The sequence below is a fragment of the Pseudomonas sp. efr-133-TYG-23 genome (assembly GCF_030209215.1).
Taxonomy (GTDB): domain Bacteria; phylum Pseudomonadota; class Gammaproteobacteria; order Pseudomonadales; family Pseudomonadaceae; genus Aquipseudomonas; species Aquipseudomonas rhodesiae.
The window spans coordinates 26202-51633 of record NZ_JARVSL010000021.1 but is presented as its reverse complement, the minus strand read 5'-3'; the positions used below and the strand labels follow the sequence as shown (position 1 = coordinate 51633).

The window sequence follows — 25432 nt, the reverse complement described above, 5'->3', positions numbered from 1 at the left end:
ATGACTAAAAAATATTTTGGCACCGACGGTATTCGTGGTCGGGTCGGCGAGTTTCCCATTACCCCTGATTTTATGCTCAAGTTGGGGTGGGCGGCAGGCATGGCGTTCCGCAGTATGGGGGCGTGCCGCATCCTGGTGGGGAAGGACACTCGAATTTCCGGCTACATGTTTGAATCAGCGCTTGAGGCTGGTTTGTCAGCTGCAGGTGCGGATGTGATGTTGTTGGGGCCAATGCCTACGCCAGCGATCGCTTACCTGACGCGCACGTTTCATGCTGAGGCCGGTATTGTGATCAGTGCCTCCCACAACCCTCACGACGACAACGGCATCAAATTCTTCTCTGGGCAGGGCACTAAACTGCCGGACGAAATCGAGTTGATGATCGAGGAATTGCTGGATGCCCCCATGACAGTGGTCGAGTCTAGTAAGTTGGGCAAAGTGTCACGCATCAATGATGCATCCGGCCGCTACATCGAATTTTGCAAAAGCAGTGTGCCAAGCAGTACTAATTTCGCTGGCCTTAAAATCGTTGTCGATTGCGCTCACGGTGCGACTTACAAAGTGGCGCCAAGCGTATTCAAGGAGCTGGGCGCTGATGTGACAGTGCTGTCGGCCCAGCCTAACGGTTTGAACATCAACGAGAACTGCGGTTCTACTCATATGGAGCAATTGCAGGCCGCGGTTTTGGCTCAGCATGCCGATCTGGGGATTGCTTTTGATGGCGATGGTGACCGCGTGTTGATGGTGGATCACACGGGCACTGTAGTGGACGGTGATGATCTGTTATTCATCATTGCCCGCGATCTGCATGAGCGTAACAAGTTACAGGGCGGTGTCGTTGGAACGCTGATGAGCAATTTGGGCCTTGAGTTGGCTCTGGCGGAATTAGGCATTCCTTTCATTCGCGCGAATGTTGGGGACCGTTATGTGATTGCTGAGCTCCTGGAGCGAAATTGGCAGGTGGGGGGCGAGAACTCCGGGCATGTTGTCTGCTTCCAGCACACCACGACAGGTGATGCCATTATCGCTGCATTGCAGGTGTTGCTTGCGCTGCGGCGTCGTGAAGAGAGCCTCGCTCAAGCACGTCAGGCCATGCGTAAATGCCCGCAGGTGCTACTCAATGTGCGCTTTGCCGGTGGCGAAAACCCAATCGAGCACCCCGCTGTTAAGGAAGCGTGCGAGCGCGTGACCCAAGCGATGGCTGGCCGTGGACGCGTGTTGTTGCGTAAGTCCGGGACCGAGCCTCTAGTGCGTGTCATGGTCGAAGGGGAAGATGAAATACAGGTCCGTGGCCATGCAGAAGACCTGGCGAAACTGGTAACTGAAGTTTGCGCCTGAATTCGGCTTGCCAGTGATGTTGTGGTTGGGTAACATCTGCGCCCACTTTGACCGACGAGGTACAGCATGCGTCGCACTATGGTAGCTGGTAACTGGAAGATGCACGGTACCCGCGCCAGTGTCGCTGAGCTGATCAATGGCCTTCGTCACTTGGCTTTGCCGAGCGGTGTTGATGTTGCGGTTTTCCCGCCTTGCTTGCATATCACCCAAGTGGTTGATGGCTTGAAAGGTAAGTCGATTCAGGTCGGCGCGCAAAATTCTGCGGTGGAGGCCATGCAAGGTGCCTTGACTGGCGAGATTGCGCCAAGTCAGCTGGTCGATGCGGGATGTTCATTTGTGCTTGTTGGGCATTCCGAGCGTCGCCAGATGATGGGTGAGCGGGATGGCACTCTCAATCGCAAGTTCGCAGCAGCACAAGCATGTGGCCTGGTTCCCGTGTTGTGTATAGGGGAGACCCTGGAGCAGCGCGAATCCGGCAAGACCCTTGAGGTTGTCTCGCGTCAGCTTGGCAGCATCATTGAAGAGTTGGGCGTTGGTGCGTTTGCAAAGGCGGTCATTGCTTATGAGCCGGTCTGGGCCATTGGTACCGGGCTGACTGCTACACCGCAACAGGCGCAGGATGTGCATGCAGCCATCCGCGCTCAGTTGGCGGCAGAGAATTCTGAAGTCGCACAAGGTGTGCGTCTTCTATACGGCGGCAGCGTGAAGGCGGCCAATGCGGTCGAACTGTTCGGCATGCCGGATATCGATGGGGGGCTCATTGGTGGAGCTTCCCTGAATGCAGATGAGTTCGGTGCGATTTGTCGCGCCGCGGGAAACTGAAAAAATGCTGGAAACAGTCGTAGTCGTTTTTCATCTGTTGGCTGCCCTGGGCGTAGTTGCCCTGGTTTTGTTGCAACAGGGTAAAGGTGCGGATGCTGGTGCGTCTTTCGGTGCAGGTGCTTCAAATACTGTGTTCGGAAGCCAAGGTTCCTCTACCTTTCTTAGTAAGTTTACTGCTATACTTGCCGCCGGTTTCTTCATAACCAGCTTGGGGTTAGGTTACTTTGCTAAAGAGAAAGCTCATATGCTGACTCAAGTAGGTTTGCCAGATCCAGCAGTGTTAGAAGTACCTAAAGCAAAACCGGCTTCTGATGATGTCCCGGTGCTTCAAGAGCAAAAGTCGGCTACTCCAGCGACTGACGTACCTCCAGCTCAAGAGCAGAAGTAAGAAGGGTTTTAAACGCTGTATTGCCGAGGTGGTGGAATTGGTAGACACGCAACCTTGAGGTGGTTGTGCCCATAGGGTGTAGGGGTTCGAGTCCCCTTCTCGGTACCAATTATCAGGAGAGCCCGCTGTTGCGGGCTTTCTTGTAGGTGGAAGGTTACATTGACCCTGTAAGGGATCGGTCGTATACTTCCGCCCCAGCTTTGTCGCGGGGTGGAGCAGTCTGGTAGCTCGTCGGGCTCATAACCCGAAGGTCGTCGGTTCAAATCCGGCCCCCGCAACCAGTTTTAGCGGAGCCCCTTTTAAGGGGCTTTTTGTTAGCTGGACACTTTCAACGCCGCTGTTCGACGGCGTTTCAAGGATGGGCGTTTCGCCCATTTTTTTATTTTGCACAGCATGCACATACATGCACGAGGGGGTTCAGGTGTCGAGCAAGCTAGAAGAGTTGCAGGCCTTGCTGGCCCCGGTGGTCGTGGCCCTAGGCTATGAATGCTGGGGTATTGAGTTTTCGGCTCAAGGTCGCCACTCAATGTTGCGCGTTTATATCGATAAAGAGGGCGGCGTGCTGGTGGACGATTGTGCCATTGTCAGCCGTCAGATCAGTGGTGTGTTGGATGTTGAAGATCCAATTTCCGTTGAGTACACCCTCGAAGTTTCCTCGCCAGGCATGGAACGCCCACTGTTCACTCTCGAGCAGTTTGCTAAATATGTCGGTGAACAAGTGAAGATCAAGCTGCGATCTCCCTTTGAAGGGCGACGCAACTTTCAGGGCCTTCTACGCGGTGTAGAAGAGCAGGACGTCGTGGTGCAGGTAGAAGACCATGAGTTCCTGTTGCCGATCGATATGGTCGACAAGGCCAATATTATTCCCAGTTTTGACTGAGACGCGGATCCCGCGGATCCAATGGCTTGCGAAAGGCGAGGCGTACGATGAGCAAAGAAGTACTGCTGGTTGTTGAGTCGGTATCCAATGAAAAGGGCGTACCGGCAAACGTGATTTTTGAAGCGTTGGAGCTGGCTTTGGCCACTGCTACCAAAAAGCGTTTTGAAGACGAAGTTGATCTGCGTGTGGAAATTAACCGCCACACCGGTGCCTATGAGACTTTCCGTCGCTGGACGGTCGTCGAAGAAGCCGATCTTGATGATCCGGCCATCGAAACCTGGCCGAGCAAGGTTGCTGAAACGCACCCTGGCGCAAAGGTCGGTGATGTCGTCGAAGAAAAGATCGAATCGATCGAATTCGGCCGTATTGCTGCACAGACTGCTAAACAGGTCATCGTGCAGAAGGTTCGCGAAGCCGAGCGCGCTCAAGTCGTTGACGCCTATCGCGAACGCCTGGGTGAGATCATCTCCGGTACCGTTAAAAAAGTAACTCGCGACAACGTGATCGTCGACCTGGGTAACAACGCCGAAGCGTTGCTGGCCCGTGAAGACATCATCTCTCGCGAAACCTTCCGTGTCGGCGTGCGTTTGCGTGCGCTGCTCAAGGAAATCCGCACCGAGAACCGCGGCCCTCAGTTGATCCTGTCGCGTACCGCCCCGGAAATGCTGATCGAGCTGTTCCGTATCGAGGTGCCGGAAATTGCCGAAGGTCTGATCGAAGTGATGGCTGCGTCCCGTGACCCGGGTTCGCGCGCCAAGATCGCGGTCCGCTCCAAGGACAAACGTATCGACCCGCAGGGCGCTTGTATTGGTATGCGTGGTTCGCGCGTTCAGGCGGTGTCGGGTGAGTTGGGCGGTGAGCGTGTGGATATCGTCCTGTGGGACGATAACCCGGCGCAGTTCGTGATCAACGCCATGTCGCCGGCTGAAGTGGCGGCAATTATCGTTGACGAAGATGCCCATGCCATGGACATCGCCGTTGGCGCAGACAATCTGGCTCAGGCCATTGGTCGTGGTGGTCAGAACGTGCGTCTGGCCAGCCAACTGACCGGTTGGACCCTGAACGTGATGACCGAATCGGACATCCAGGCTAAGCAGCAAGCTGAAACCGGCGACATCCTGCGCAACTTCATCGAAGAGTTGGAAGTCGATGAAGAACTGGCACAGGTTCTGGTAGATGAAGGTTTCACCAGCCTGGAAGAGATTGCCTACGTACCGTTGGAAGAAATGCTCAACATCGACGGCTTTGACGAAGATATCGTCAACGAGCTTCGCGCTCGAGCCAAGGATCGCTTGTTGACTAAAGCCATCGCTACTGAGGAAAAGCTGGCAGACGCCCATCCGGCCGAAGACCTGCTCTCGCTTGAGGGTATGGACAAGGATTTGGCGATGGAACTGGCGGTGCGCGGCGTAATTACCCGCGAAGACCTGGCCGAGCAGTCTATTGACGATCTGCTCGACATCGACGGCATTGACGAAGATCGTGCCGGCAAGTTGATCATGGCCGCCCGAGCCCATTGGTTCGAGTAACTAGGCGCGGCCTGAGGAGAGAAGTGCATGACGCAAGTCACGGTGAAACAACTGGCCGATGAGGTCAAAACACCGGTAGAGCGCCTGTTGCAGCAGATGCGTGAGGCAGGTCTGCCGCACACCGCCGCCGATGAAGGTGTGAGCGATAGTGAGAAGCAGTCTTTGCTGACTCACTTGAAGAGCAGCCACAAGGCGAAAGTGGAAGAACCGCGCAAGATTACATTGCAGCGCAAAACCACCAGCACCCTGCGTGTTGCGGGTAGCAAGAGCATTAGCGTTGAAGTACGCAAGAAGAAAGTCTTCGTACAGCGCAGCCCGGAAGAAATCGAAGCCGAGCGCAAACGTGAACTGGAAGAGCGTCGCGCAGTAGAAAATGCTGCACGTCAGAAGGCTGAAGAAGAAGCCAAGCGTCGCGCCGAAGAAGAAGCGCGTCGCCAGCCTGCTGCTGCGCAACCTGCTGCCACTGAAGCGGTTGCCGCGCCAAGTGCACCTGTTGAAGCTGTGCGTGAGGCCGCTCCGGTTGCCGCTGCACCAGCCCCAGCAGCTGACCGTAAGCGTGAAGAGCCCCGTCGTCCGGACAAACCACGTGCCGACGATAACAATCGTCGCGGCGGCGGCGATGGCGAGCGTAAAAACGCTCCGCATCGTGCTTCGGTCAAAGAGAAAGCGCCTGCTCCGCGCGTTGCCCCACGTACTACCGACGAAGAGAGCGATGGCTTCCGTCGCGGTGGTCGCGGCAAGGCCAAGCTGAAGAAACGCAACGCCCACGGTTTCCAGAGCCCAACCGGCCCTGTTGTGCGCGAAGTGAAGATCGGCGAGACCATCACTGTGGGCGATCTGGCCCAGCAGATGTCGGTCAAGGCCGCTGAAATTATCAAGTTCATGTTCAAGCTGGGCACTCCGGCCACCATCAACCAGGTGCTGGATCAGGAAACTGCTCAACTGGTTGCTGAAGAGCTGGGCCACAAAGTGACCCTGGTCAGCGACACCGCCCTGGAAGATTCCCTGGCCGAGTCCCTGAAGTTTGAAGGTGAAGCGGTTTCCCGTGCACCGGTTGTGACCGTAATGGGTCACGTTGACCACGGTAAAACCTCCCTGCTCGACTACATCCGTCGTGCCAAGGTGGCTGCGGGCGAGGCCGGTGGTATCACCCAGCACATTGGTGCTTACCACGTTGAAACCGACCGTGGCATGGTGACGTTCCTTGACACCCCTGGTCACGCCGCGTTTACCGCAATGCGTGCCCGTGGTGCAAAGGCGACCGACATCGTGATCCTGGTGGTTGCGGCGGACGACGGCGTGATGCCACAAACCATCGAGGCCGTTCAGCACGCCAAGGCTGCTGGGGTTCCGTTGGTTGTAGCCGTGAACAAAATCGACAAGCCGGGCGCCGATCTTGATCGCATCCGTAGCGAACTGTCGGTTCATGGCGTGACTTCCGAAGAGTGGGGTGGTGACACTCCATTCGTACCGGTCTCCGCGAAAATGGGTACTGGCGTTGACGAACTGCTTGAAGCCGTTCTGTTGCAAGCCGAAGTTCTGGAGCTGACCGCAACACCATCGGCTCCTGGCCGCGGTGTCGTGGTCGAATCCCGCCTCGACAAGGGCCGTGGCCCGGTTGCGACGGTGCTGGTTCAAGACGGTACCCTGCGCCAAGGCGACATGGTTCTGGTCGGTTCGAACTACGGCCGTGTACGTGCCATGCTCGACGAGAACGGTAAGCCAATCAAGGAAGCCGGTCCGGCCATTCCAGTTGAGATTCTCGGCCTGGACGGTACCCCGGACGCTGGCGACGAGATGAGCGTGGTTGCCGACGAGAAGAAAGCCCGTGAAGTGGCTCTGTTCCGTCAAGGCAAGTTCCGCGAAGTCAAGCTGGCCCGTGCTCACGCCGGCAAGCTGGAAAACATCTTCGAGAACATGGGCCAGGAAGAGAAGAAGACGCTTAACATCGTCCTCAAATCTGACGTACGTGGTTCCCTCGAAGCGTTGAACGGCGCCTTGAACGGCCTGGGTAACGACGAAGTGCAAGTGCGTGTTGTCGGTGGCGGTGTCGGTGGTATCACCGAATCCGACGCCAACCTGGCACTGGCTTCCAACGCTGTACTGTTCGGCTTCAACGTGCGTGCCGATGCCGGCGCTCGTAAGATCGTCGAGCAGGAAGGCCTGGACATGCGTTACTACAACGTCATCTACGACATCATTGAAGACGTCAAGAAAGCCCTTACCGGCATGCTTGGCAGCGACGTCCGGGAGAACATCCTGGGTATCGCCGAGGTGCGTGACGTGTTCCGCTCGCCGAAATTCGGTGCGATCGCCGGTTGCATGGTTGTCGAAGGCACTGTGTACCGTAACCGCCCAATCCGTGTACTGCGTGAAGACATCGTTATCTTCGAAGGCGAGCTGGAATCCCTGCGCCGCTTCAAGGATGACGCTTCCGAAGTGCGTGCCGGCATGGAATGCGGTATCGGCGTCAAGAGCTACAACGACGTCAAGGTTGGCGACAAGATCGAAGTCTTCGAGAAGGTTCAGGTTGCTCGCAGCCTCTAACTCGCGCACTTCCGGAGCCACGCGGCGATTGGGTATGCAAATGCCCTACACCGCGTACGGACTCTAAACGCAACGCCCGGTCTGGCTCTTGTCAGGCCGGGCGTTTGCCGCTTTCAGACCCCACGGGTTTCACCGTGTGGCAGTAACAGGTAACAAGACATGGCAAAAGAATACAGCCGTACCCAGCGTATCGGCGATCAGATGCAGCGTGAGTTGGCTCAACTGATCCGTCGCGAAGTCAAAGACCCGCGCGTTGGCCTGGTCACCATCACCGCTGTTGAGGTGAGCCGTGACGTGGGTCACGCGAAGATCTTCATCACTGTAATGGGGCAGGATAACAGCGAAGAAATCGCGCAAAGCATCAAGGTGCTCAACGCCGCGGCAGGTTTCCTGCGCATGCAGTTGGCCCGAGAAATGAAGCTGCGTAGCGTTCCCCAACTGCACTTCCACTACGATGAAAGTGTCGTGCGTGGTGCGCATCTGTCGGCACTGATTGAGCGTGCCGTGGCAGAAGACAGCCAGCACCCGTCCGCACCTGAAGACGCCAAGGAGTAAGCGGTGGCTCAGGTCAAACGTATCCGTCGTAACGTCAGCGGCATCATTCTGCTCGACAAACCCATTGGCTTTACCTCCAATGCAGCGCTGCAGAAGGTCCGCTGGTTGCTCAACGCTGAGAAGGCCGGGCACACAGGTAGTCTCGATCCGCTGGCTACTGGCGTATTGCCGCTGTGCTTCGGCGAGGCCACCAAGTTCTCGCAATACCTGCTCGATTCCGACAAGGGTTACGAAACCCTGATGCAACTGGGCAAGACCACTACCACGGCCGACGCAGAAGGCGATGTTCTGCAGGTTCGTGACGTGACCGTTGGTCGTGCTGATATCGAGGCTGTTTTACCCGCTTTTCGTGGAGAAATCAGCCAGATACCGCCTATGTACTCGGCGCTCAAGCGTGATGGCCAGCCCCTTTACAAGTTGGCGCGTGCGGGTGAAGTAGTGGAGCGGGAACCGCGTTCTGTTACTATTGCGCGCTTGGAATTGCTCGCCTGTGAAGGCGATACCGCGCGTTTGGCCGTGGACTGCAGCAAAGGCACCTATATCCGTACCCTGGTGGAAGATATCGGTGAAAAGCTCGGTTGCGGCGCCTACGTTGCAGAACTGCGACGCACCCAGGCCGGGCCTTTCAGTCTGGCCCAGACGGTGACGTTGGAAGAGTTGGAAGCGGTGCATGCCGAAGGCGGTAATGAAGCGGTTGATCGCTTCCTGATGCCATCGGACAGTGGGCTGCTGGATTGGCCATTGCTGCACTTCTCGGAACACAGCGCGTTCTACTGGCTCAACGGCCAGCCGGTACGCGCTCCGGATGCCCCGAAGTTCGGTATGGTGCGAGTACAGGATCACAACGGTCGCTTTATCGGTATCGGTGAAGTGAGCGAAGACGGGCGCATCGCGCCGCGTCGACTGATTCGGTCAGAATGACCGAACGAGTGTGGCTGTTAACAGGCATGGTCAACACTCATTTTTAGATACAGGGATTTGTCCCTGGCCTGTTGAAACTTCCCTTTGGGTGGTTTCCTGAAAAAAGGATTGCCTCATGGCTCTCGACGTTCAAGAAAAAGCACAAATCGTAGCTGACTATCAGCAAGCTGTTGGTGACACTGGTTCGCCAGAAGTGCAAGTTGCACTGCTGACCCACAACATCAACAAGCTGCAAGGTCACTTCAAGGCCAACGGTAAAGACCACCACTCCCGTCGTGGTCTGATCCGCATGGTAAACCAGCGCCGTAAGCTGCTGGACTACCTGAAAGGCAAAGATCTGGGTCGTTATCAGACTCTGATCGGTCGCTTGGGTCTGCGTCGCTAATAAGCGATTGCGCTAGAGGTTGGTTGTCTGCCGTGTGTCAGTGGAATCCCGCTGGCCCATGGCAGGCTCCCAGCCTCAAGTTTTATCTGGATACACGTTTTACCCTGGACGAGCGTCGGGCCGATTCCCGGCATTGCCCAAGAATTTCGCAAGAAGACAAGTTCCCCAAGAGCCACAAAGAAGGTAGGACACCGTGAACCCGGTTATCAAAAAATTTCAGTTCGGTCAGTCGACCGTTACCCTCGAGACAGGCCGTATCGCCCGTCAAGCCTCCGGCGCAGTGCTGGTTACCGTTGATGACGACGTTACTGTATTGGTGACCGTTGTTGGCGCCAAGACCGCTGACCCTAGCAAAGGCTTCTTCCCTCTTTCCGTTCACTACCAGGAAAAGACTTACGCTGCCGGTAAGATCCCTGGCGGTTTCTTCAAGCGCGAAGGGCGTCCTTCCGAGAAAGAAACCCTGACTTCCCGACTGATCGACCGTCCGATCCGTCCGCTGTTCCCAGAAGGCTTCATGAACGAAGTGCAGGTTGTCTGCACCGTCGTGTCCACCAGCAAGAAGACCGATCCGGACATCGCTGCGATGATCGGTACTTCGGCTGCCCTGGCCATCTCCGGCATTCCTTTCGATGGCCCGATCGGCGCTGCCCGCGTTGCGTTCCACGAAAGCACCGGTTACCTGCTGAACCCGACTTACGAGCAACTGAAAGCGTCGAGCCTGGACATGGTCGTTGCCGGTACCTCGGAAGCCGTACTGATGGTTGAATCGGAAGCCAAAGAGCTGACCGAAGACCAGATGCTGGGCGCTGTGCTGTTCGCCCACGACGAATTCCAGGCCGTTATCAAAGCGGTCACCGAGCTGGCTGCCGAAGCCGCCAAGCCAACCTGGACCTGGGCTCCGCAAGCTGAAGCCACCGAACTGCTGGGCACCATCCGCTCTGAGTTCGGCGCTGCCATCTCCGACGCCTACACCATCACCGTCAAGGCCGACCGTTATGCTCGCCTGGGCGAGTTGAAGGATCAGGTCGTGGCCAAGCTGTCCGGTGAAGAAGGCCAGCCTTCCGCCAGCGACGTCAAAGCTGCATTTGGTGAAATCGAATACCGCACCGTTCGCGAAAACATCGTTAACGGCAAGCCACGTATCGACGGCCGCGATACCCGTACCGTGCGCCCGCTGAACATCGAAGTCGGCGTTCTGCCGAAGACTCACGGTTCGGCCCTGTTCACCCGTGGTGAAACTCAGGCACTGGTAGTTGCGACCCTGGGCACTGCCCGTGACGCACAACTGCTGGACACCCTGGAAGGCGAGAAAAAAGACCCCTTCATGCTGCACTACAACTTCCCTCCGTTCTCGGTGGGCGAGTGTGGTCGTATGGGCGGTGCAGGTCGTCGCGAAATCGGTCACGGCCGTCTGGCCCGTCGTTCGGTTCAGGCCATGCTGCCGGCTGCTGACGTGTTCCCGTACACCATCCGTGTCGTATCGGAAATCACTGAGTCCAACGGTTCCAGCTCCATGGCTTCCGTGTGCGGTGCTTCCCTGGCACTGATGGACGCCGGTGTGCCGATGAAGGCGCCGGTTGCCGGTATCGCCATGGGCCTGGTGAAGGAAGGCGAGAAGTTTGCCGTCCTGACCGACATCCTGGGTGACGAAGACCACTTGGGCGACATGGACTTCAAAGTAGCCGGTACCGCTAAAGGTGTTACTGCGCTGCAGATGGACATCAAGATCAAAGGCATCACCGAAGAAATCATGGAAATCGCTCTGGGCCAAGCCCTGGAAGCGCGCCTGAACATCCTCGGCCAGATGAACCAGATCATTGGTCAGTCGCGTACCGAACTGTCGGAAAACGCTCCGACCATGATCGCGATGAAGATCGACACCGACAAAATCCGTGATGTTATCGGTAAAGGCGGCGCGACCATCCGTGCGATCTGCGAAGAAACCAAGGCCTCGATCGATATCGAAGACGATGGTTCGATCAAGATCTTCGGCGAAACCAAGGAAGCTGCGGAAGCTGCGCGTCAGCGCGTGCTGGGCATCACTGCAGAAGCTGAGATCGGCAAAATCTACGTAGGTAAGGTTGAGCGCATCGTCGACTTCGGCGCATTCGTCAACATCCTGCCAGGCAAGGACGGTCTGGTTCACATCTCCATGTTGAGCGACGCTCGCGTGGAGAAGGTGACCGATATCCTCAAAGAAGGCCAGGAAGTGGAAGTACTGGTACTGGACGTGGACAACCGCGGCCGTATCAAGCTGTCCATCAAGGACGTAGCAGCGGCCAAAGCCTCGGGCGTTTAATCACCCCTAGGTCTCAAGCTGAAAAAAGGACTCTTCGGAGTCCTTTTTTATGGCTACTGGAAAATGCCTAAAAATCAGACGGTTAATGCAAACCCAAAAGCCGCAACTTGCATGCAGGTGTTGAGCGCTTCATGCAATATGCACGATTCCGGAAATAATGTTGATTTGTAAGTTATTGTTTTTAAAGGTTTTAATCGAAGAAATAGAATTGGCACAGTGCCTGCAATATCCCTGTTAACGCTGCAGCATTGAGGTTTACACGCTGCAGACTTTTAATAAAACAGGAGTTACTCGTATGAAGAAGTTCGCTCTCGCTACCGCAACAGCTACCGCTCTGACCCTGGCTATGGCCAACGCCGCCTTCGCCCAACCTACTCAGGCGCCGATGACCCTGGCTGCTGGCGAGATGACCAAGGCTAAAGAGTCCACTTCGGATACCTGGATCACCACCAAAGTCAAAGCTGATCTGCTGACCGAAAAAGGCATTCCAGGTTCGGACATCAAGGTCGAAACCAACAAAGGCGTGGTTTCCCTGTCTTCCGATGTAGCAATTTCGGACTCGCAGAAAGCGACTGCCGTAGCTATCACCAAGAAAATCAAAGGTGTTACCGCTGTTTCCGCTGATGGCCTGATGGCTGGCGGCGCTGCTAAGGCTGACAACATCGACAAGTCCAAAGAAGCCACTTCGGATACTTGGATCACCACCAAGGTCAAAGCTGACCTGGTAACCGAGAAAGGCATTCCTGGCACTGACATCAAGGTCGAAACCAACAAAGGTGTGGTTTCCCTGTCCTCCGCTAGCCCAGTTACTGAATCGCAGAAAGCCACTGCTGTTGCGATCACCAAGAAAATCAAAGGCGTTAAAGCTGTATCGGCTGATGGTCTGAAAGCCGAGTAACGCTCAACAGTTCGTCTGAACAACTTAGCGGCGGCGGCGCGTGAGTTAGATATCCACTCAATGCACCTCTGAGGTTCATGCGACCGACCACACGGAAGTGGTCATTACAGGCCCCGGCACTTTGTGTCGGGGCCTGTTCTATTTTAAGGCCGACTGCGACAAGCGAGCCTACTGCACCGGGGGAGCTGGCATCGATTGTCCATAGCTATCTCGATTCGGCCTACACCCTCGTTCACGCAAGACCTTCTTCTTGCAACGCTTTTTGAACGGCAGGACGCACTTTAACCCGGTCATACCAGGCATGTAGGTTAGGCAAATTGTCGAAGTGAATGTCGGCCTTGTAATAACTGGTCAGCCAGGCGGCCTGCCCCCAGCCTGTCAATGCGAACAAATAGGCATCCGCCACAGTGAAGGAATCACCCATGAGGTATGGGCGAGTACTCAACTGTTCGTCAATCCAGGCGAAGCGCTTCTCCAACTTCAGCTTGGCAGTGTCTACGTATCTACCTGCGAGTGTGGCGTACAACAGCGGAATGAACCCTTTGTGAATCTCCGACGTCAGGAAACTCAGCCATTCTTGAAGTCGGTATCGATCCAGGGTGCCATTGGGGGGAACAAGCCCAATCTCCGGCCTCAGGTCACCCAAATACTGCACGATCGCTGGGCCTTCACGCAGGATAGTGCCGTCGTCCAGCTCGATTGCGGGCACATAACCGAAGCTGTTGACCTCGAAGTAATCGGCGCCCGATTCGGTGAGGTGTTTCTTGTGATCGACTTTAACCAGCGTGGCGTCGAGACCAAGCTCATTCATGACGATATGGGGCGATAAGGAGCAAGATGCGGGGATGTAGTACAGCTTCATTTACAGACTCCAGAACATGGGTAAGCGCTTTCAATTCCAACAGAGAGGTGGCTTCAGCTCATTCTAGATGTCAGGTATAAAATAGGAAGAACGCACTATTTTGTAGTATAGGTACAAAAAATATACCTACATCCGTCTAGGATTTTGACCATGAAAGACAATATATCTGGCTGCTCGGTCGAAGAAGCGATGCGTTTGCTCGGTGGTCGCTGGCGTCTGCTCCTTGCCTCATACCTGCTCGATGGGCCAAAGCGCTTTAATGCGCTTAGGCGGGACATCCCCGCTATTTCCCAACGGATGTTAACCCTCGATTTACGCGCTCTTGAGGAAGCAGGTCTCGTCAAACGTACAGTATTTCCCACCGTGCCCGTCACGGTTGAATATGAGCTCACACTCGACGGACGGCGGTTAGAGCCTGTGGTTGAGGTAATGAAACAGTTTGGGCTATGGGTCAAGAGTCGCCAGTGCGTTGATGGCGTCGGCCCAGTTTAACGTGCCTTAGTTAGCGGCCATTCCACGTAGGCTGCGGTAGCTGGCTGATCTCAATTACCGGCTGCGCCTGCAGCCGTTTGAGGGCTTCCTTCAAAATACGCCAAGACTGTGACTTGGCGTGAGGTAGGCATCATCGTCTTTGGCGTCTGGGCCGGGCCGGACGGACACTACTGGAACCGGCGCCCCAGTACGAGCACGGCCCCAGCCACAATGCGCCTAGATACGCCCCCTCACTACTCGGCATCCAGATGCATTGGCGTCACCACGCTACCGTCTTTTTCAGCCTGGCCTAACTGCGCATCAATGAAGTAAACCCGATCGTCTTCCAATTGCCCTTTATCCACCAAGTAGTCCTTGATGGTACTGGCACGGTCTTGACCCAATTGGCGCAACAGCACATCACTGGTGCTCCAGAACTTGATCACGCCGTCCTTAAGCTTCGCCGAACGCTCGTCTCGGCTCAGGTCTTTCCACTCCGCGGGCGGCTGCTGTTTCAAGCGGGTTCGGTAGATGCCTTCCAGCAGGGGCGCTTTCTCGCTTTCCGGTACTTGCAACAGGGAGGCCTGGGCCGGGACTTTGTCGCCCCGACGTTGCAGCATCTTGTAGTAGTTGTATTGGTATTCGCGTTCCAAGCGCTGTTCAGCCAGGAATGGCCCGTCGCTGCTGGCGGCGGCGGTGCCTTCGATTTCCAGGCGCAGGGTAGGGCGTTCTTTAAGCGCCGTGGCCAGTTTATTCAGCGCGTCTTCGGCGTCCTTGCTCAATTCGCTGGAGCCCGGTGCGAACGAGACGTTACCCAAGTCTTCGGCACCACCGCCGGTGACCAGCCCGCCAATGAATTTGAAAGGCGCCGTGGCGGCGCGAACCACCAGGTTTCGCAGGGTCTGCCAAACGATCGGCATAACGCTGAATTGGGGGTTATTGAGGTCGCCACTGACGGGCAGCTCGATGGATATCTTGCCGTCACTGTCTTTGAGCAGTGCAATGGCCAGACGAATCGGTAAATCCACCGCGTCGGCACTGTCGACTTTTTCACCCAATTGCAGCTGTTCGACCACCACTTTGTTTTCAGCTTTCAGTTGGCCTTTGGTGATCACGTAATGAAGGTCGAGGTTCAGGCGGCCCTTGCGGATACGGAAACCGGCGAACTTGCCTGAGTAAGGCGTGAGGGTGGTCAGTTCGACCCGTTTGAAGCTGGTGGCGATGTCCAGCGCCGCCATCGGATCGAACGGATTGACACTGCCTTTGATCGTCACGGGCGCATAGCGGTCGACCTTACCCTTGATGTCGACGCTGGCGGGCTTGGCCTGGCGGCTGTCGATGGTACCGATCTGACCGTTGAGCTGTTGAATCGCCGTGGCGAAGTTAGGGGTGAGGCTGAAGTCGGCAAAGTTGGCCGAGCCGTCGTTGATCGCAATCTGCCCAATGCGAATGCCCAGCGGCTTGTCTTTGCTCGCAGCCGGTTTGGCCGCCGACTTGGCGCCAGTGTCCGCCGGCTGTGGAATCAGCAGGTCATCAACGTTGGTGGTGCGGTCATCGTTGATCATGAAGCGGGCGTACGGCTGCAGCAGGTTGACCTTATCGATCGACAGGCTTTGGCCATGTTGGTAATTCACGCCTTCGAGTACCAGACGCTGCCACTTGAGAAAGTCGCGAGTCTTGAGCGTATCGAGGGTGTGCAGTTGGTCGACCTGAGCCCGGCCAGTGACTTGGAGTGCCAGCGGTTCGGTGCTCTTGAGGTTGACGTCCAGATTGCTGCCGAGCATGCCGCTACGCAGCTCCAGGCGTATGAAGGGGCTGATATAGGACTGGGCGACACGCAGGTCGATGTCCTGGGTAGTGACTTTCAATCTGGCGCTGACCGGGTTGAGGTTGACCTCACCACTGGCCTGCAGCTTGCCCTGTTTGCCTAAGCCGCTATCGATTTTCAGGTTGAAGGGGCTGCCGTTGAGGCTGTCGAAGTTCTGCATGTCGACGTTCAGCGGGCCCAGTTCCAGTGCGACCGCAGGCTTGGCCTGACGATCAGCCAGATGCACTTGGTAGTTGCGCAGTTGCACATCCTTGAGCAGCACTTGCCATGGCTTGCTGGGCGCGGCGGGTTCTGCCTTGGGCGAATCGGCGGTGGCAGGGGCGCTGGCCGGCTCCGGTGCCTTGGCCGGTTTGCTCGGTTGGCTGGCGAACAGTTTTTGCCAGTCCAGTTGCCCGTCAGCCTCACGCGCGGCCCAGGTTTCGAGCTTATTGCTGCGGATTTTGCCGACGACCACTTGCTGTTTGGCCAGGTCCACGGTGGTGTCGCTGACGTCCAGACGCTCCAATCGTACCAGTGGCCGGCCGTCCGGCGCCTTGATGGCAAACGGCGCGATACTGGCGGCGGTGTTGGTCAGGTTCAGTTGGGTTTCTTTGGCCAGGCTGAAGGTGTATTCGGTGCTGAAATTGAGTACGCCATCTTCAAGCACCAAGGGCAGTGCGTCGCGCACATACGGCCACCAGGCTTTCATTTTGCCGTCGGTGACCTTCAGGATGCCCTGGGACGTGATCGGCACCAGGCTGAAATTGCCTTTCCAGTCGATATGCCCGCCCTCGGGGCCGGCCGCGACCAGGGTCATGTCGGCATTGTCCTCAGGCAGGGTGCTGAGGTTCTTCAGTTCGAAGTCGAGTTTGTCGTAGAGGAATTCGATGGGCTCGCTGGGGCGCAAGTCCTCAAAGTGCAAATAGCCACCGGCCAGTTTGATGTTGTCCACACGCAGCGGGAAGGGCTTGGCGTCAGGATCAGTCGGTGTTGGCTCACTGGGTGGTAGTTTGAACAACTGCGCCAGGTTCAATTGGCCGGATTTGTCGAACAGCAATTCGGTCGTGGGCTTGTCCAGTTGCACATCGGCCAGATGCAGGGCGCGGGTCCAAAGGCTGTCGACCTGAAGGTTGGCATACAGACGCTCGAAGCCCAGCTGCTCCTTGCCCGGGTCACCTATTTTCAGGCCCCAGACCGTCAGCTCAAGGCTGAACGGGTTCAGTTCGATCCGCTCGATGCGTGCCGGCACTGTGGCGTACTCGGCCAATTGTTGGTTGGCAATGCGAAGGCCAATGCCGGGGAGGATCAAAAAGCCCAGCAAGCTGTACAAGGCCAGGGCAGTCAACAAGGCGCCGGCGGCGCGGATCAATCCTTTGGGCATGGGTGACGCCATCTATGTCGAACAAGGAGTGCCTTGGAGTATGGCACGGGTTTTCGGTTCCGAAGAGCCGGGCGTTTGGGACGAATCTTACAGCTGCAGGATCAGCGTTTTCAGGGGCGGCTGGTGATCTTGCGATGGGAAATCTGCGCCCGGAGTCATCGCTTTCCAATCACGTACAGGGCGCCCGGCTTTTTCCGCGCAGCGCAGCACCTGTTCACGCCAGTCGTCCATGCTGACCTTTGCCAAGTTATTGCAGCAGATCAACACGCCGTTATCGGCGGTAGCTAGAAGGGCGGGCTTGAGCAGGCTCTGATAGTCGCGCAACAGGTCGACGGTGCCGAAGGCGCTCTTGGCCCAGGCGGGTGGGTCGAGCAATACCAGGTCGTATTGGCGCTGCTCCAGGCGCGGGTAGCTGGGCAGTTTCTGCCCGCGACGCTGAGTGATCGGCAGGCCGGCCAATTGGCGAATGGCGGGGAAGTAGTCCGATTGCACGAATTTCATCGTTTGCAGGTGGGGGTTGAGCTGGCCATTTTCGCGCCCGACCGCCAGGTTGCCTTCGGCGAAGTCCAAGTTGCACACCTCCCGAGCACCCCCGGCAGCGGCGCTCAGGCCCACACCGCAGGTGTAAGCGAACAGGTTCAGCACGCTCTTGCCGGTGGCGTGTTCTTTGACCCAGCCACGTGTGTTGCGCAGATCGAGAAACAACAGCGGGTCCTGCCCGGCATGCCGTCCGCGCACACGGTAATTGAGGCCCCACTCGTGGCCGACCAGGTCTTGCAGAGCGGCGGGTTCGGCGCGGTACACCGAGTCTTCGCGATCGATCCGCGAGTTGCCTCGGGAGCGGTCGTTGTACACCAGCAGCAACTCCATGCCCATGTGCTGGTTGATCTGTCGATGCAGGTCCAGCAAGTCGGATGCTTGCAGTGACTGATGGAAACTCTGCACCAGCAACTGCGGGCCATAGCGGTCGATGGTCAAGCCGCCGGCGCCTTCCTGGCTGCCGTGAAACAGTCGGTAGCAATCGGTGCCTTGAGTATGCAGCTCGTGGATCAAGTCTTGGCGATGGTCGAGGGCGGCGCGCAGCGCCTGGTTCAGGGGAGACATGGAGCGCGCCTTGCTTTAGGTAAATGTGGGCAATGAGGGCGCGAAGTCTACCAGCTAAGGGATGCGGCCTACAGCAACCCCATCCGTCGATGGGCGCGTTGCACCGAACCATCGCGCATCGCCCAGCGTAGCAACGGTGCGCTGCGCTTGACCCCGGCTCGTATCATCCGGCGCTGCAGCGGGCTCTGATGCTGATCGAGCATTTCACTGGCCCAATCCGGCAGCAGGTCGATGCCGGCCTGCATCATCAAAGCGCCAAACGGCTTGGCCAAGGGGCTGGGCGCGGGCGCATTGAGCAGCAGGCGTAGCACTTCCCGGCTGCGCTCGTCGCATAGCAGTTCGGTGCGAATGAGCTCTAGATACTCAGAAATTTCCTGCCTGGAACGCGGTACGTTCTGCGCGCCCAAGCGTTCGGCGACCAGCGCAATCTCGCTGTAGTAACGGTCCTGATCGGCGCCTGAGAGGCGTGGGTTGCGATAGCGCAGATGGGCGGCGAGAAAGTTGCTCACTTCCGCCACATGCACCCACGTCAGCAGCGCCGGATCGCTCGCCGCGTAGGGGCGCCCGTCCGGGGCGTGGCCGACCACTTGCAGGTGGATGGTGCGCACTTTCTCGATCAGCCAATCAGCGTCCTTGCGTGCGCCGAAGGTGGTGCCGGAAATGAACTGCGAGGTACGTCGCAGACGTCCAAGCATGTCCTGGCGAAAGTTCGAGTGGTCCCACACCCCGGCCAGGGCCAAGGGGTGCAGGGCTTGCAGCATCAATGCGCTGATCCCGCCGATCAGCATGCTGCTGAAGTCGCCATGCACTTGCCAACTGACCGAATCCGGCCCGAACAGGCCTGATCGCCCTTGGGGTTCTCCAGGTCCAACTGGCCCAGTGACAGCCCCGTCAGACTCATCAACTGGCTTTCGATACGGCTGCGGATAAATTCCATGGCGACGTGAGGCTTCCTATCGGTTCAAGCGTTTGTCGATCAGGCCGTCCACTACGCTGGGGTCGGCCAGGGTTGAGGTGTCGCCGAGGCTGTCCAGCTCGTTGCAGGCAATCTTGCGCAGAATTCTGCGCATGATCTTGCCGGAACGGGTTTTCGGCAGGGCCGGTGCCCATTGGAGCAGTTCCGGCTTGGCAAAGCTGCCGATTTCCTGGCTGACCAGTTCCAACAGGTGTTTTTTCAGCGCATCGCTGGGCTCCACGCCGTTCATGGGCGTGACAAACGCATAGATGCCCTGACCCTTCACATCATGGGGATAGCCCACCACCGCGGCTTCGGCCACTTGGTCGTGCAGAACCAAAGCGCTCTCCACTTCGGCAGTACCGATGCGGTGGCCGGAGACGTTGATCACATCGTCGATGCGCCCGGTGATCCAGTAATCGCCATCCTCATCGCGGCGCGCGCCGTCGCCGGTGAAGTAATAGCCAGGGTAGGGTTTGAAATAGGTGTCGATCATGCGTTGCGGATCGCCGTAGACGCTGCGGATCTGCCCCGGCCAACTGGCCTGGATTGCCAGTACGCCGCTGCCTGGGCCCGTGAAGGGGTGGCCGTGTTCGTCCAGCAGCACCGGCTGCACGCCAAACATCGGCTGGGTAGCGCAGCCGGGTTTGATGCGCTGGGCGCTGACCAGCGGGCTGAGCATGATGCCGCCGGTTTCGGTCTGCCACCAGGTATCGACAATCGGGCAACGTTGTTCGCCCACGGCGTTGAAGTACCAGTCCCAGGCTTCCGGGTTGATGGGCTCGCCTACGCTCCCCAGCAGGCGCAGGCTGGCGCGGGAAGTGCTTTCCAGCGGGCCGTGTCCTTCACGCATCAAGGCGCGTAACGCGGTGGGGGCGGTGTAGAAGATATTCACCTGGTGCTTGTCGATCACTTGCCAGAAGCGCGAGCTGTCCGGGTAGCTGGGGACGCCTTCGAACATCAGCGAGGTGGCGCCGTTGGCCAGCGGTCCATACACGATATAGCTGTGGCCGGTGACCCAGCCGACATCGGCGGTGCACCAGAAGACTTCGCCGTCGCGGTAGTCGAGCACGTACTTGAAGGTCATCGCCGCTTGCAGCAGGTAGCCCCCGGTGGTGTGCAGCACGCCCTTGGGTTTGCCGGTGCTGCCGGAGGTGTACAGGATGAACAGCGGGTCTTCGGCGTCCATCGGCTCGGGCGGGCAATCATCGCTGGCGGCGGCCAGGGTTTCTTGATATTTCAGGTCACGGCCGTCGCTCCAATTCACGGCCGCGCCGGTACGTTGCACAACCAGCACGGTGCTGACACGCGGGCAACTGGCCAGGGCTTTGTCGACATTGTTTTTCAGCGCCACCGGCTTGCCGCCGCGCACGCCCTCGTCGGCGGTGATCACGGTGCGGCAATCGGCATCCAGGATGCGGTCGCGCAGGGCATCCGGCGAGAAACCACCGAACACGACCGAGTGCACCGCGCCGATGCGCGTGCAGGCCAGCATGGCGTAGGCGGCTTCGGGGATCATGGGCATGTAGATGCACACCCGGTCACCTTTCTTCACGCCACGGCTTTTCAGCACGTTGGCCAGGCGGCAAACGTTCTGGTGCAGTTGGCGGTAGGTGATCTTGCTGGAATTTGTAGGATCGTCGCCCTCCCAGATGAAGGCCGGCTGATCGGCGCGGTGCTGGAGGTGGCGATCGATGCAGTTATAGCTGACGTTCAACTGGCCGCCGGCGAACCATTGGGCGGCACCGGTGTTGATATCTGACAGTTGGACGGTATGCCATGGGGTTGTCCAGTCGAGAAAAACGCTGGCCTGCTCGGCCCAAAAAGTATTGGGTTGCTCGATGGATTGGCGGTAGAGGCGCTGATAGTCCTCTTGACTGAGTTGTGCTGCCCGGCGGACGGCATCGGCGGCGGGAAACGTGCTGATATCGAACATGAGCGGTCCTTATTCTTGTTGTCGGGACAAGGCATAAAGATGCACCCAGCGTGGGGAGGGGGCAAGGCCAACGTCCAAACGGACGTTGGCCTTGCGGGCAGTGCGATCAGCCGCGGTGACGCCCGCGGAAGTAGTTGATCAGGCCCTGGGTCGAAGCATCCTCGGCCGAGGTTTCTTCGGCACCGGTCAGGCGGTTGTACACGCCCTTGCCCAGTTCTTTGCCCAGCTCCACACCCCATTGGTCAAAGGCGTTGATACCCCAGATCACGCTTTGTACGAACACTTTGTGCTCATACATGGCGACCAGAGCACCCAGGCGGCGCGGGCTGATGCGCTCGACCACCAACGTGTTGCTCGGACGGTTGCCCGGGATCACCTTATGCGGCGCCAGCTTCTGCACCTCTTCCTCGGCGATGCCCTTGTCACGCAACTCGGCTTCGGCTTCGCTGCGGGTTTTGCCGAGCATCAGCGCCTGGCTTTGGGACAGGCAGTTGGCGTACAGCCACTGATGGTGATCGGACACAGGGTTGAAGCTGACAATCGGCACGATGAAGTCGGCCGGAATCAACTGAGTCCCTTGGTGCAGCAACTGGTGGTACGCGTGTTGACCGTTGCACCCCACGCCGCCCCAGATCACCGGGCCTGTGTCGGTGGACACCGGCGTGCCGTCCTGGCGCACGCTCTTGCCGTTGGATTCCATGTCCAACTGTTGCAAGTGCTTGGTGATGTTACGCAGATAGTGGTCGTACGGCAGGATCGCATGGCTCTGCGCACCCCAGAAATTGCCGTACCACACGCCCAAAAGGCCCAGCAGCACGGGCATGTTGGCTTCGAACGGCGCGTTCTGGAAATGCTGGTCCATGGTGTAGGCGCCGGACAGCAATTCCTTGAAGTTGGACATACCGATGGCCAGGGCGATGGGCAAGCCGATGGCCGACCACAGCGAGTAACGGCCGCCGACCCAATCCCACATCGGGAAGATGTTTTCTTCGCGGATACCGAAGGCCACGGCTGCCGCGTTGTTGCTCGACACCGCAATAAAGTGGCGATACAGCTCGGCTTCCGAGCCACCCTGGGCCAGGTACCATGCGCGTGCGGCCTGGGCGTTCTTCAAGGTTTCCAGGGTGTTGAAGGATTTCGACGAGACGATAAACAGCGTGGTCTCGGCGCGCAGCTTCATGGTCAGTTCGTGGAACTCACTGCCGTCGATGTTCGCCAGGTAATGGCAGCGTACGCCCTTATGAGCGTAGGACAGCAGGGCTTCGGAGACCAGCTCCGGGCCGAGGAACGAGCCACCGATACCGATGTTCACCACGTCGGTGATCGGTTTTTCGGTGTAGCCACGCCACAAGCCGTCATGGATGCGGCCGACCAGATCAGTGATCTGATTCAGCACTTTGTGCACGTCCGGCATGATGTTCACGCCGTTGACCGACAACTTGTCGCCCACCGGACGGCGCAGTGCCGTGTGCAGGGCCGGGCGGCCTTCGGACGAGTTGACCGGGTCGCCGGCATACAGCGAATCGATGGCGCCCTTGAGATTGACTTCCTTGGCCAGGGCCACCAGCAGGTCACGGGTTTCGCTGGTAATCAGGTTTTTCGAGTAATCGAGGAAAAGTCCGCAGCTGCTCAAGGTGAATTGGGAAAAACGCTGGGGATCGGCATTGAACGCTTCGCGCATGCTGAAATCCTGCATGGCTTGGCGGTGTTGAGTGAGCGCTTGCCAGGCGGGCAGAGCGGTAACGTCATGAGGAGTGCGGTAGTACGCCATCGCTGCGGGTTTCCTTTTATTACGGGGACTGCCTTTAGGACACTTCAAAGCCCGGAACATCCAGTCTTTTATCAAGGGCTGGGTTCCAGACAGCGCTAACCATAGCGCAGGGCGATTACATTAAACCTAGCGTGGGCATATGTCTTGGCTTTGTCTGTGCTGTAGCCGGTACTTTTTTATACCGGCACAGCGGGCGGAGCAATGGCGGAGTGTCGGCAGGGTCAGTCGAGGGTCAAGTGCAGGTTATCGATCAGGCGGGTTGCGCCCAGATAGGCGGCGACCAGAATCACCAGGTCACGGTCTTCGGCCGTGGCCGGGCGCAGATTTATGCCCTGACGCACTTCCAGGTAATCCAGGCGCAACCCGGCGGCTTCGATCTGCTCCACCTGTTCGGCGCGCAGCCTGGCGAAATCGCGATCGCCGGATTTGATCGCAGCGGCCATCTGGCTGAGGCTGCGGTACAGCACCGGCGCGATGGCACGTTGTTCATCGCTGAGGTAACCGTTGCGCGAGGACAGCGCCAGGCCGTCGTCGGCGCGTACGGTGGGTTCGCCGATGATCTGGATCGGCATGTTCAGGTCGCGCACCATGGCGCGAATCACGGCCAGTTGCTGGTAGTCCTTTTGACCAAACACCGCGATGTCTGGCTGAACCATATTGAATAGCTTGCTGACCACCGTGGCCACGCCCTCGAAGTGACCGGGGCGGCTGGCGCCACACAGGCCTTCGGACAATTGCGGAACACTGACGCGGGTCTGGCCGGCCATGCCGTCGGGGTACATCTCTTCGACGGTCGGCGCGAACAGCAGGTTGCAGCCGGCCTGCAGGAGTTTTTCCTGGTCGGCGGCCAGGGTGCGGGGGTATTTCTCCAGGTCTTCGCCGGCCCCGAATTGCAGTGGGTTGACGAAGATACTCGCCACCACGAACTCGGCCTGCTGCGCGGCCTTGGTCACCAGCGTGGCGTGGCCGCTGTGCAGGTTGCCCATGGTGGGCACAAAGCCGATGCGTTTGCCGGCCTTGCGCGCATGGGCCACGGCCGATCGCAGTTCTCGTACGGTTTTTACGGTGTTCATGCAGAAAATCCGTGTTCGGCGCCGGGGAAGGTCACGCCTTTGACTTCGGCGACATAGGCGCTCAAGGCGGCGTGGATGCTGTCCTGGCCGAGCATGAAGTTCTTGACGAACTTCGGAACCCGGCCGCTGATCGACAGCCCGAGCATGTCGTGCAGCACCAGTACCTGGCCATCGGTGGCCGAACCGGCGCCAATTCCAATCACCGGTACTTTGACGGCCTGGGTGATTTCAGCGGCCAGTTCGCTCGGTACGCATTCCAGCAGAATCATTGCGGCGCCGGCTTGCTCCAGGGCGATGGCGTCGGCACGCATCTGTCGCGCTTGGGCTTCCTGACGGCCTTGCACTTTATAGCCGCCGAGCAGGTTAACCGACTGCGGGGTCAGGCCCATGTGCGCGCATACCGGCACGCCGCGCTCAGCCAGCAGGCGGATCGACTCGGCAAGCCATACGGCGCCTTCGACCTTGACCATGTGGGCGCCAGCCTGCATCAGTTTGCCGGCGTTCAGGAAGGTTTGTTCGAGGGTGGCGTAACCCATGAATGGGAGGTCGGCGATGATGAACGCACCATCATTGCCGCGCTTGACGCTGGCGGTGTGGTACGCCAGTTCATCCGTGGTCACAGGCAGTGTGCTGTCATTCCCTTGAAGAACCATGCCCAGGGAGTCGCCCACCAGCAACACTTCGACCCCGGCCTGGCAACTGGCGTGGGCGAAAGTGGCGTCATAGCAGGTCAGCATGGCGATTTTTTCACCTTTGAGCTTGAGGCTCTGCAAGGTGGTCAGGGTAATGTCTGGCATGAAAAGGGTCCTCGTTCAGGCGCTTGGAAACAGCGAGTAACGCGCGTGAGTCTTCGTTTATACAGGCGCACTGTCTTGAGAGCAGTGCTTATAAGGCCTGGATTGCGCCCTTTAGCGCCGGGTTGGCGGCAGCGGGACGCCTATAGTCGTGAGGAGGACACGGGAAGTCAATTGGATGTGTTACCGCATTGTTACGACGGCGGTGTTACCGCTGTTACTGACGCGATTCAGCAACGGGGAGCCGTTCCAGGCCAACAAACGGGCAGGCTTCAAGCAGGGCGCTGAGGCGTCTGCCATCCGGCAATTGCAATGCGGCGGGCGCCAGTTCGGCCAACGGGTACAACACAAACGCACGCAGGTGCATCTGGTAGTGGGGCACTTTCAGGCGCGGCTGGTCGATCAGGTGGTCGCCAAACAGCAGGATATCCAGGTCGAGGGTACGAGGGCCCCAGCGTTCGAGGCGTTCGCGGCCTTGGTCATTTTCGATAGCTTGCAGCGCGTCGAGCAGGTCCAGGGGCGCCAGGTCGCTGTCCAAGGCTGCCACTGCGTTGGTGTAACGCGGTTGCCCGGGCAATAGGGAGTCACTTTGATAGAACGCGGACACCCCGGCGAGGGTAGTGCCGGGCAACCGCGCCAGCGCTTGGACAGCATTGCGCAGTTGTTGCTCCGGGGCCGCCAGGTTGCTGCCCATGCCGATGTAGATACGTTCCACG

The 25432-nt window shown here is 58.2% G+C and carries 20 protein-coding genes, 2 tRNA genes and 1 pseudogene; 14 read left to right on the top strand and 9 right to left on the bottom strand.

Annotated elements, in window-relative coordinates:
- From glmM to QRN41_RS15455, 13 genes are all read left to right on the top strand, one after another.
- Positions 1-1338 (top strand): phosphoglucosamine mutase, encoded by a 1338-nt coding sequence (gene glmM / locus QRN41_RS15515; protein WP_034100722.1) that lies wholly within the window; start codon positions 1-3, stop codon positions 1336-1338.
- 66 nt (positions 1339-1404) lie between these two features.
- Positions 1405-2160: a triose-phosphate isomerase gene (gene tpiA, locus QRN41_RS15510; RefSeq protein ID WP_034100720.1), complete on the top strand. Its 756-nt coding sequence runs from the start codon at positions 1405-1407 to the stop codon at positions 2158-2160.
- Positions 2161-2164: 4 nt separating this feature from the next.
- Entirely contained in the window at positions 2165-2548 is a 384-nt protein-coding gene (gene secG / locus QRN41_RS15505; RefSeq protein WP_034100718.1) for a preprotein translocase subunit SecG, read from the top strand.
- Between the two features lie 22 nt (positions 2549-2570).
- Positions 2571-2656, top strand: a tRNA-Leu gene (locus QRN41_RS15500).
- Positions 2657-2752: 96 nt separating this feature from the next.
- Positions 2753-2829, top strand: a tRNA-Met gene (locus QRN41_RS15495).
- Between the two features lie 140 nt (positions 2830-2969).
- Positions 2970-3428, top strand: a complete 459-nt coding sequence (rimP, locus tag QRN41_RS15490) for a ribosome maturation factor RimP (protein ID WP_034100945.1) — start codon at positions 2970-2972, stop codon at positions 3426-3428.
- 47 nt (positions 3429-3475) lie between these two features.
- A complete protein-coding gene (gene nusA / locus QRN41_RS15485; protein ID WP_034100716.1) occupies positions 3476-4957 on the top strand; it encodes a transcription termination factor NusA in 1482 nt (493 codons plus the stop codon).
- 27 nt (positions 4958-4984) lie between these two features.
- Positions 4985-7504, top strand: a complete 2520-nt coding sequence (infB, locus tag QRN41_RS15480) for a translation initiation factor IF-2 (protein ID WP_034100714.1) — start codon at positions 4985-4987, stop codon at positions 7502-7504.
- 159 nt (positions 7505-7663) lie between these two features.
- On the top strand, positions 7664-8059 hold the full coding sequence (rbfA, locus tag QRN41_RS15475; RefSeq protein ID WP_034100712.1) for a 30S ribosome-binding factor RbfA: 396 nt from the start codon (positions 7664-7666) through the stop codon (positions 8057-8059).
- Between the two features lie 3 nt (positions 8060-8062).
- The gene (gene truB / locus QRN41_RS15470) at positions 8063-8980 is read left to right on the top strand and encodes a tRNA pseudouridine(55) synthase TruB (protein ID WP_034100709.1); all 918 of its coding nucleotides are present in this window, start codon (positions 8063-8065) and stop codon (positions 8978-8980) included.
- 115 nt (positions 8981-9095) lie between these two features.
- Entirely contained in the window at positions 9096-9365 is a 270-nt protein-coding gene (gene rpsO / locus QRN41_RS15465; RefSeq protein WP_003177875.1) for a 30S ribosomal protein S15, read from the top strand.
- A gap of 193 nt (positions 9366-9558) precedes the next feature.
- Entirely contained in the window at positions 9559-11664 is a 2106-nt protein-coding gene (gene pnp / locus QRN41_RS15460; RefSeq protein ID WP_034100707.1) for a polyribonucleotide nucleotidyltransferase, read from the top strand.
- 295 nt (positions 11665-11959) lie between these two features.
- Positions 11960-12562, top strand: a complete 603-nt coding sequence (locus tag QRN41_RS15455) for a BON domain-containing protein (RefSeq protein ID WP_167417891.1) — start codon at positions 11960-11962, stop codon at positions 12560-12562.
- Positions 12563-12794: 232 nt separating this feature from the next.
- Here QRN41_RS15455 and gstA read toward each other — a convergent pair whose 3' ends face one another.
- On the bottom strand, positions 12795-13424 hold the full coding sequence (gstA, locus tag QRN41_RS15450; RefSeq protein ID WP_167417892.1) for a glutathione transferase GstA: 630 nt from the start codon (positions 13422-13424) through the stop codon (positions 12795-12797).
- 150 nt (positions 13425-13574) lie between these two features.
- On the opposite strand from gstA, the gene QRN41_RS15445 reads away from it, so the two are divergent.
- The gene (locus QRN41_RS15445) at positions 13575-13916 is read left to right on the top strand and encodes a winged helix-turn-helix transcriptional regulator (RefSeq protein WP_123479374.1); all 342 of its coding nucleotides are present in this window, start codon (positions 13575-13577) and stop codon (positions 13914-13916) included.
- Positions 13917-14149: 233 nt separating this feature from the next.
- On the opposite strand, the gene QRN41_RS15440 is transcribed toward QRN41_RS15445, so the two are convergent.
- The 8 genes and pseudogenes from QRN41_RS15440 to folK all read right to left on the bottom strand — a co-directional run bounded on the left by QRN41_RS15440 (position 14150) and on the right by folK (position 25431).
- Positions 14150-17083, bottom strand: coding sequence for a DUF748 domain-containing protein (locus QRN41_RS15440; RefSeq protein ID WP_167417893.1), 2934 nt, complete (start codon positions 17081-17083; stop codon positions 14150-14152).
- A gap of 87 nt (positions 17084-17170) precedes the next feature.
- On the bottom strand, positions 17171-18187 hold the full coding sequence (locus QRN41_RS15435; RefSeq protein ID WP_167417894.1) for a class I SAM-dependent rRNA methyltransferase: 1017 nt from the start codon (positions 18185-18187) through the stop codon (positions 17171-17173).
- A gap of 68 nt (positions 18188-18255) precedes the next feature.
- Positions 18256-19124 (bottom strand): annotated as a pseudogene (locus QRN41_RS15430) (oxygenase MpaB family protein).
- Positions 19125-19140: 16 nt separating this feature from the next.
- On the bottom strand, positions 19141-21078 hold the full coding sequence (gene acs / locus QRN41_RS15425; protein WP_173603552.1) for an acetate--CoA ligase: 1938 nt from the start codon (positions 21076-21078) through the stop codon (positions 19141-19143).
- Positions 21079-21184: 106 nt separating this feature from the next.
- Complete coding sequence (pgi, locus tag QRN41_RS15420) at positions 21185-22849, bottom strand: glucose-6-phosphate isomerase (RefSeq protein ID WP_034100692.1); 1665 nt, start codon at positions 22847-22849, stop codon at positions 21185-21187.
- Positions 22850-23070: 221 nt separating this feature from the next.
- The gene (gene panC / locus QRN41_RS15415; protein WP_034139312.1) at positions 23071-23922 is read right to left on the bottom strand and encodes a pantoate--beta-alanine ligase; all 852 of its coding nucleotides are present in this window, start codon (positions 23920-23922) and stop codon (positions 23071-23073) included.
- Positions 23919-24719 (bottom strand): 3-methyl-2-oxobutanoate hydroxymethyltransferase, encoded by an 801-nt coding sequence (panB, locus tag QRN41_RS15410; protein WP_034100689.1) that lies wholly within the window; start codon positions 24717-24719, stop codon positions 23919-23921. The genes panC and panB overlap by 4 nt, the downstream gene beginning before the upstream one ends.
- 214 nt (positions 24720-24933) lie before the next feature.
- Positions 24934-25431 (bottom strand): 2-amino-4-hydroxy-6-hydroxymethyldihydropteridine diphosphokinase, encoded by a 498-nt coding sequence (folK, locus tag QRN41_RS15405; protein ID WP_034100686.1) that lies wholly within the window; start codon positions 25429-25431, stop codon positions 24934-24936.
- Position 25432 lies beyond the last annotated feature (1 nt).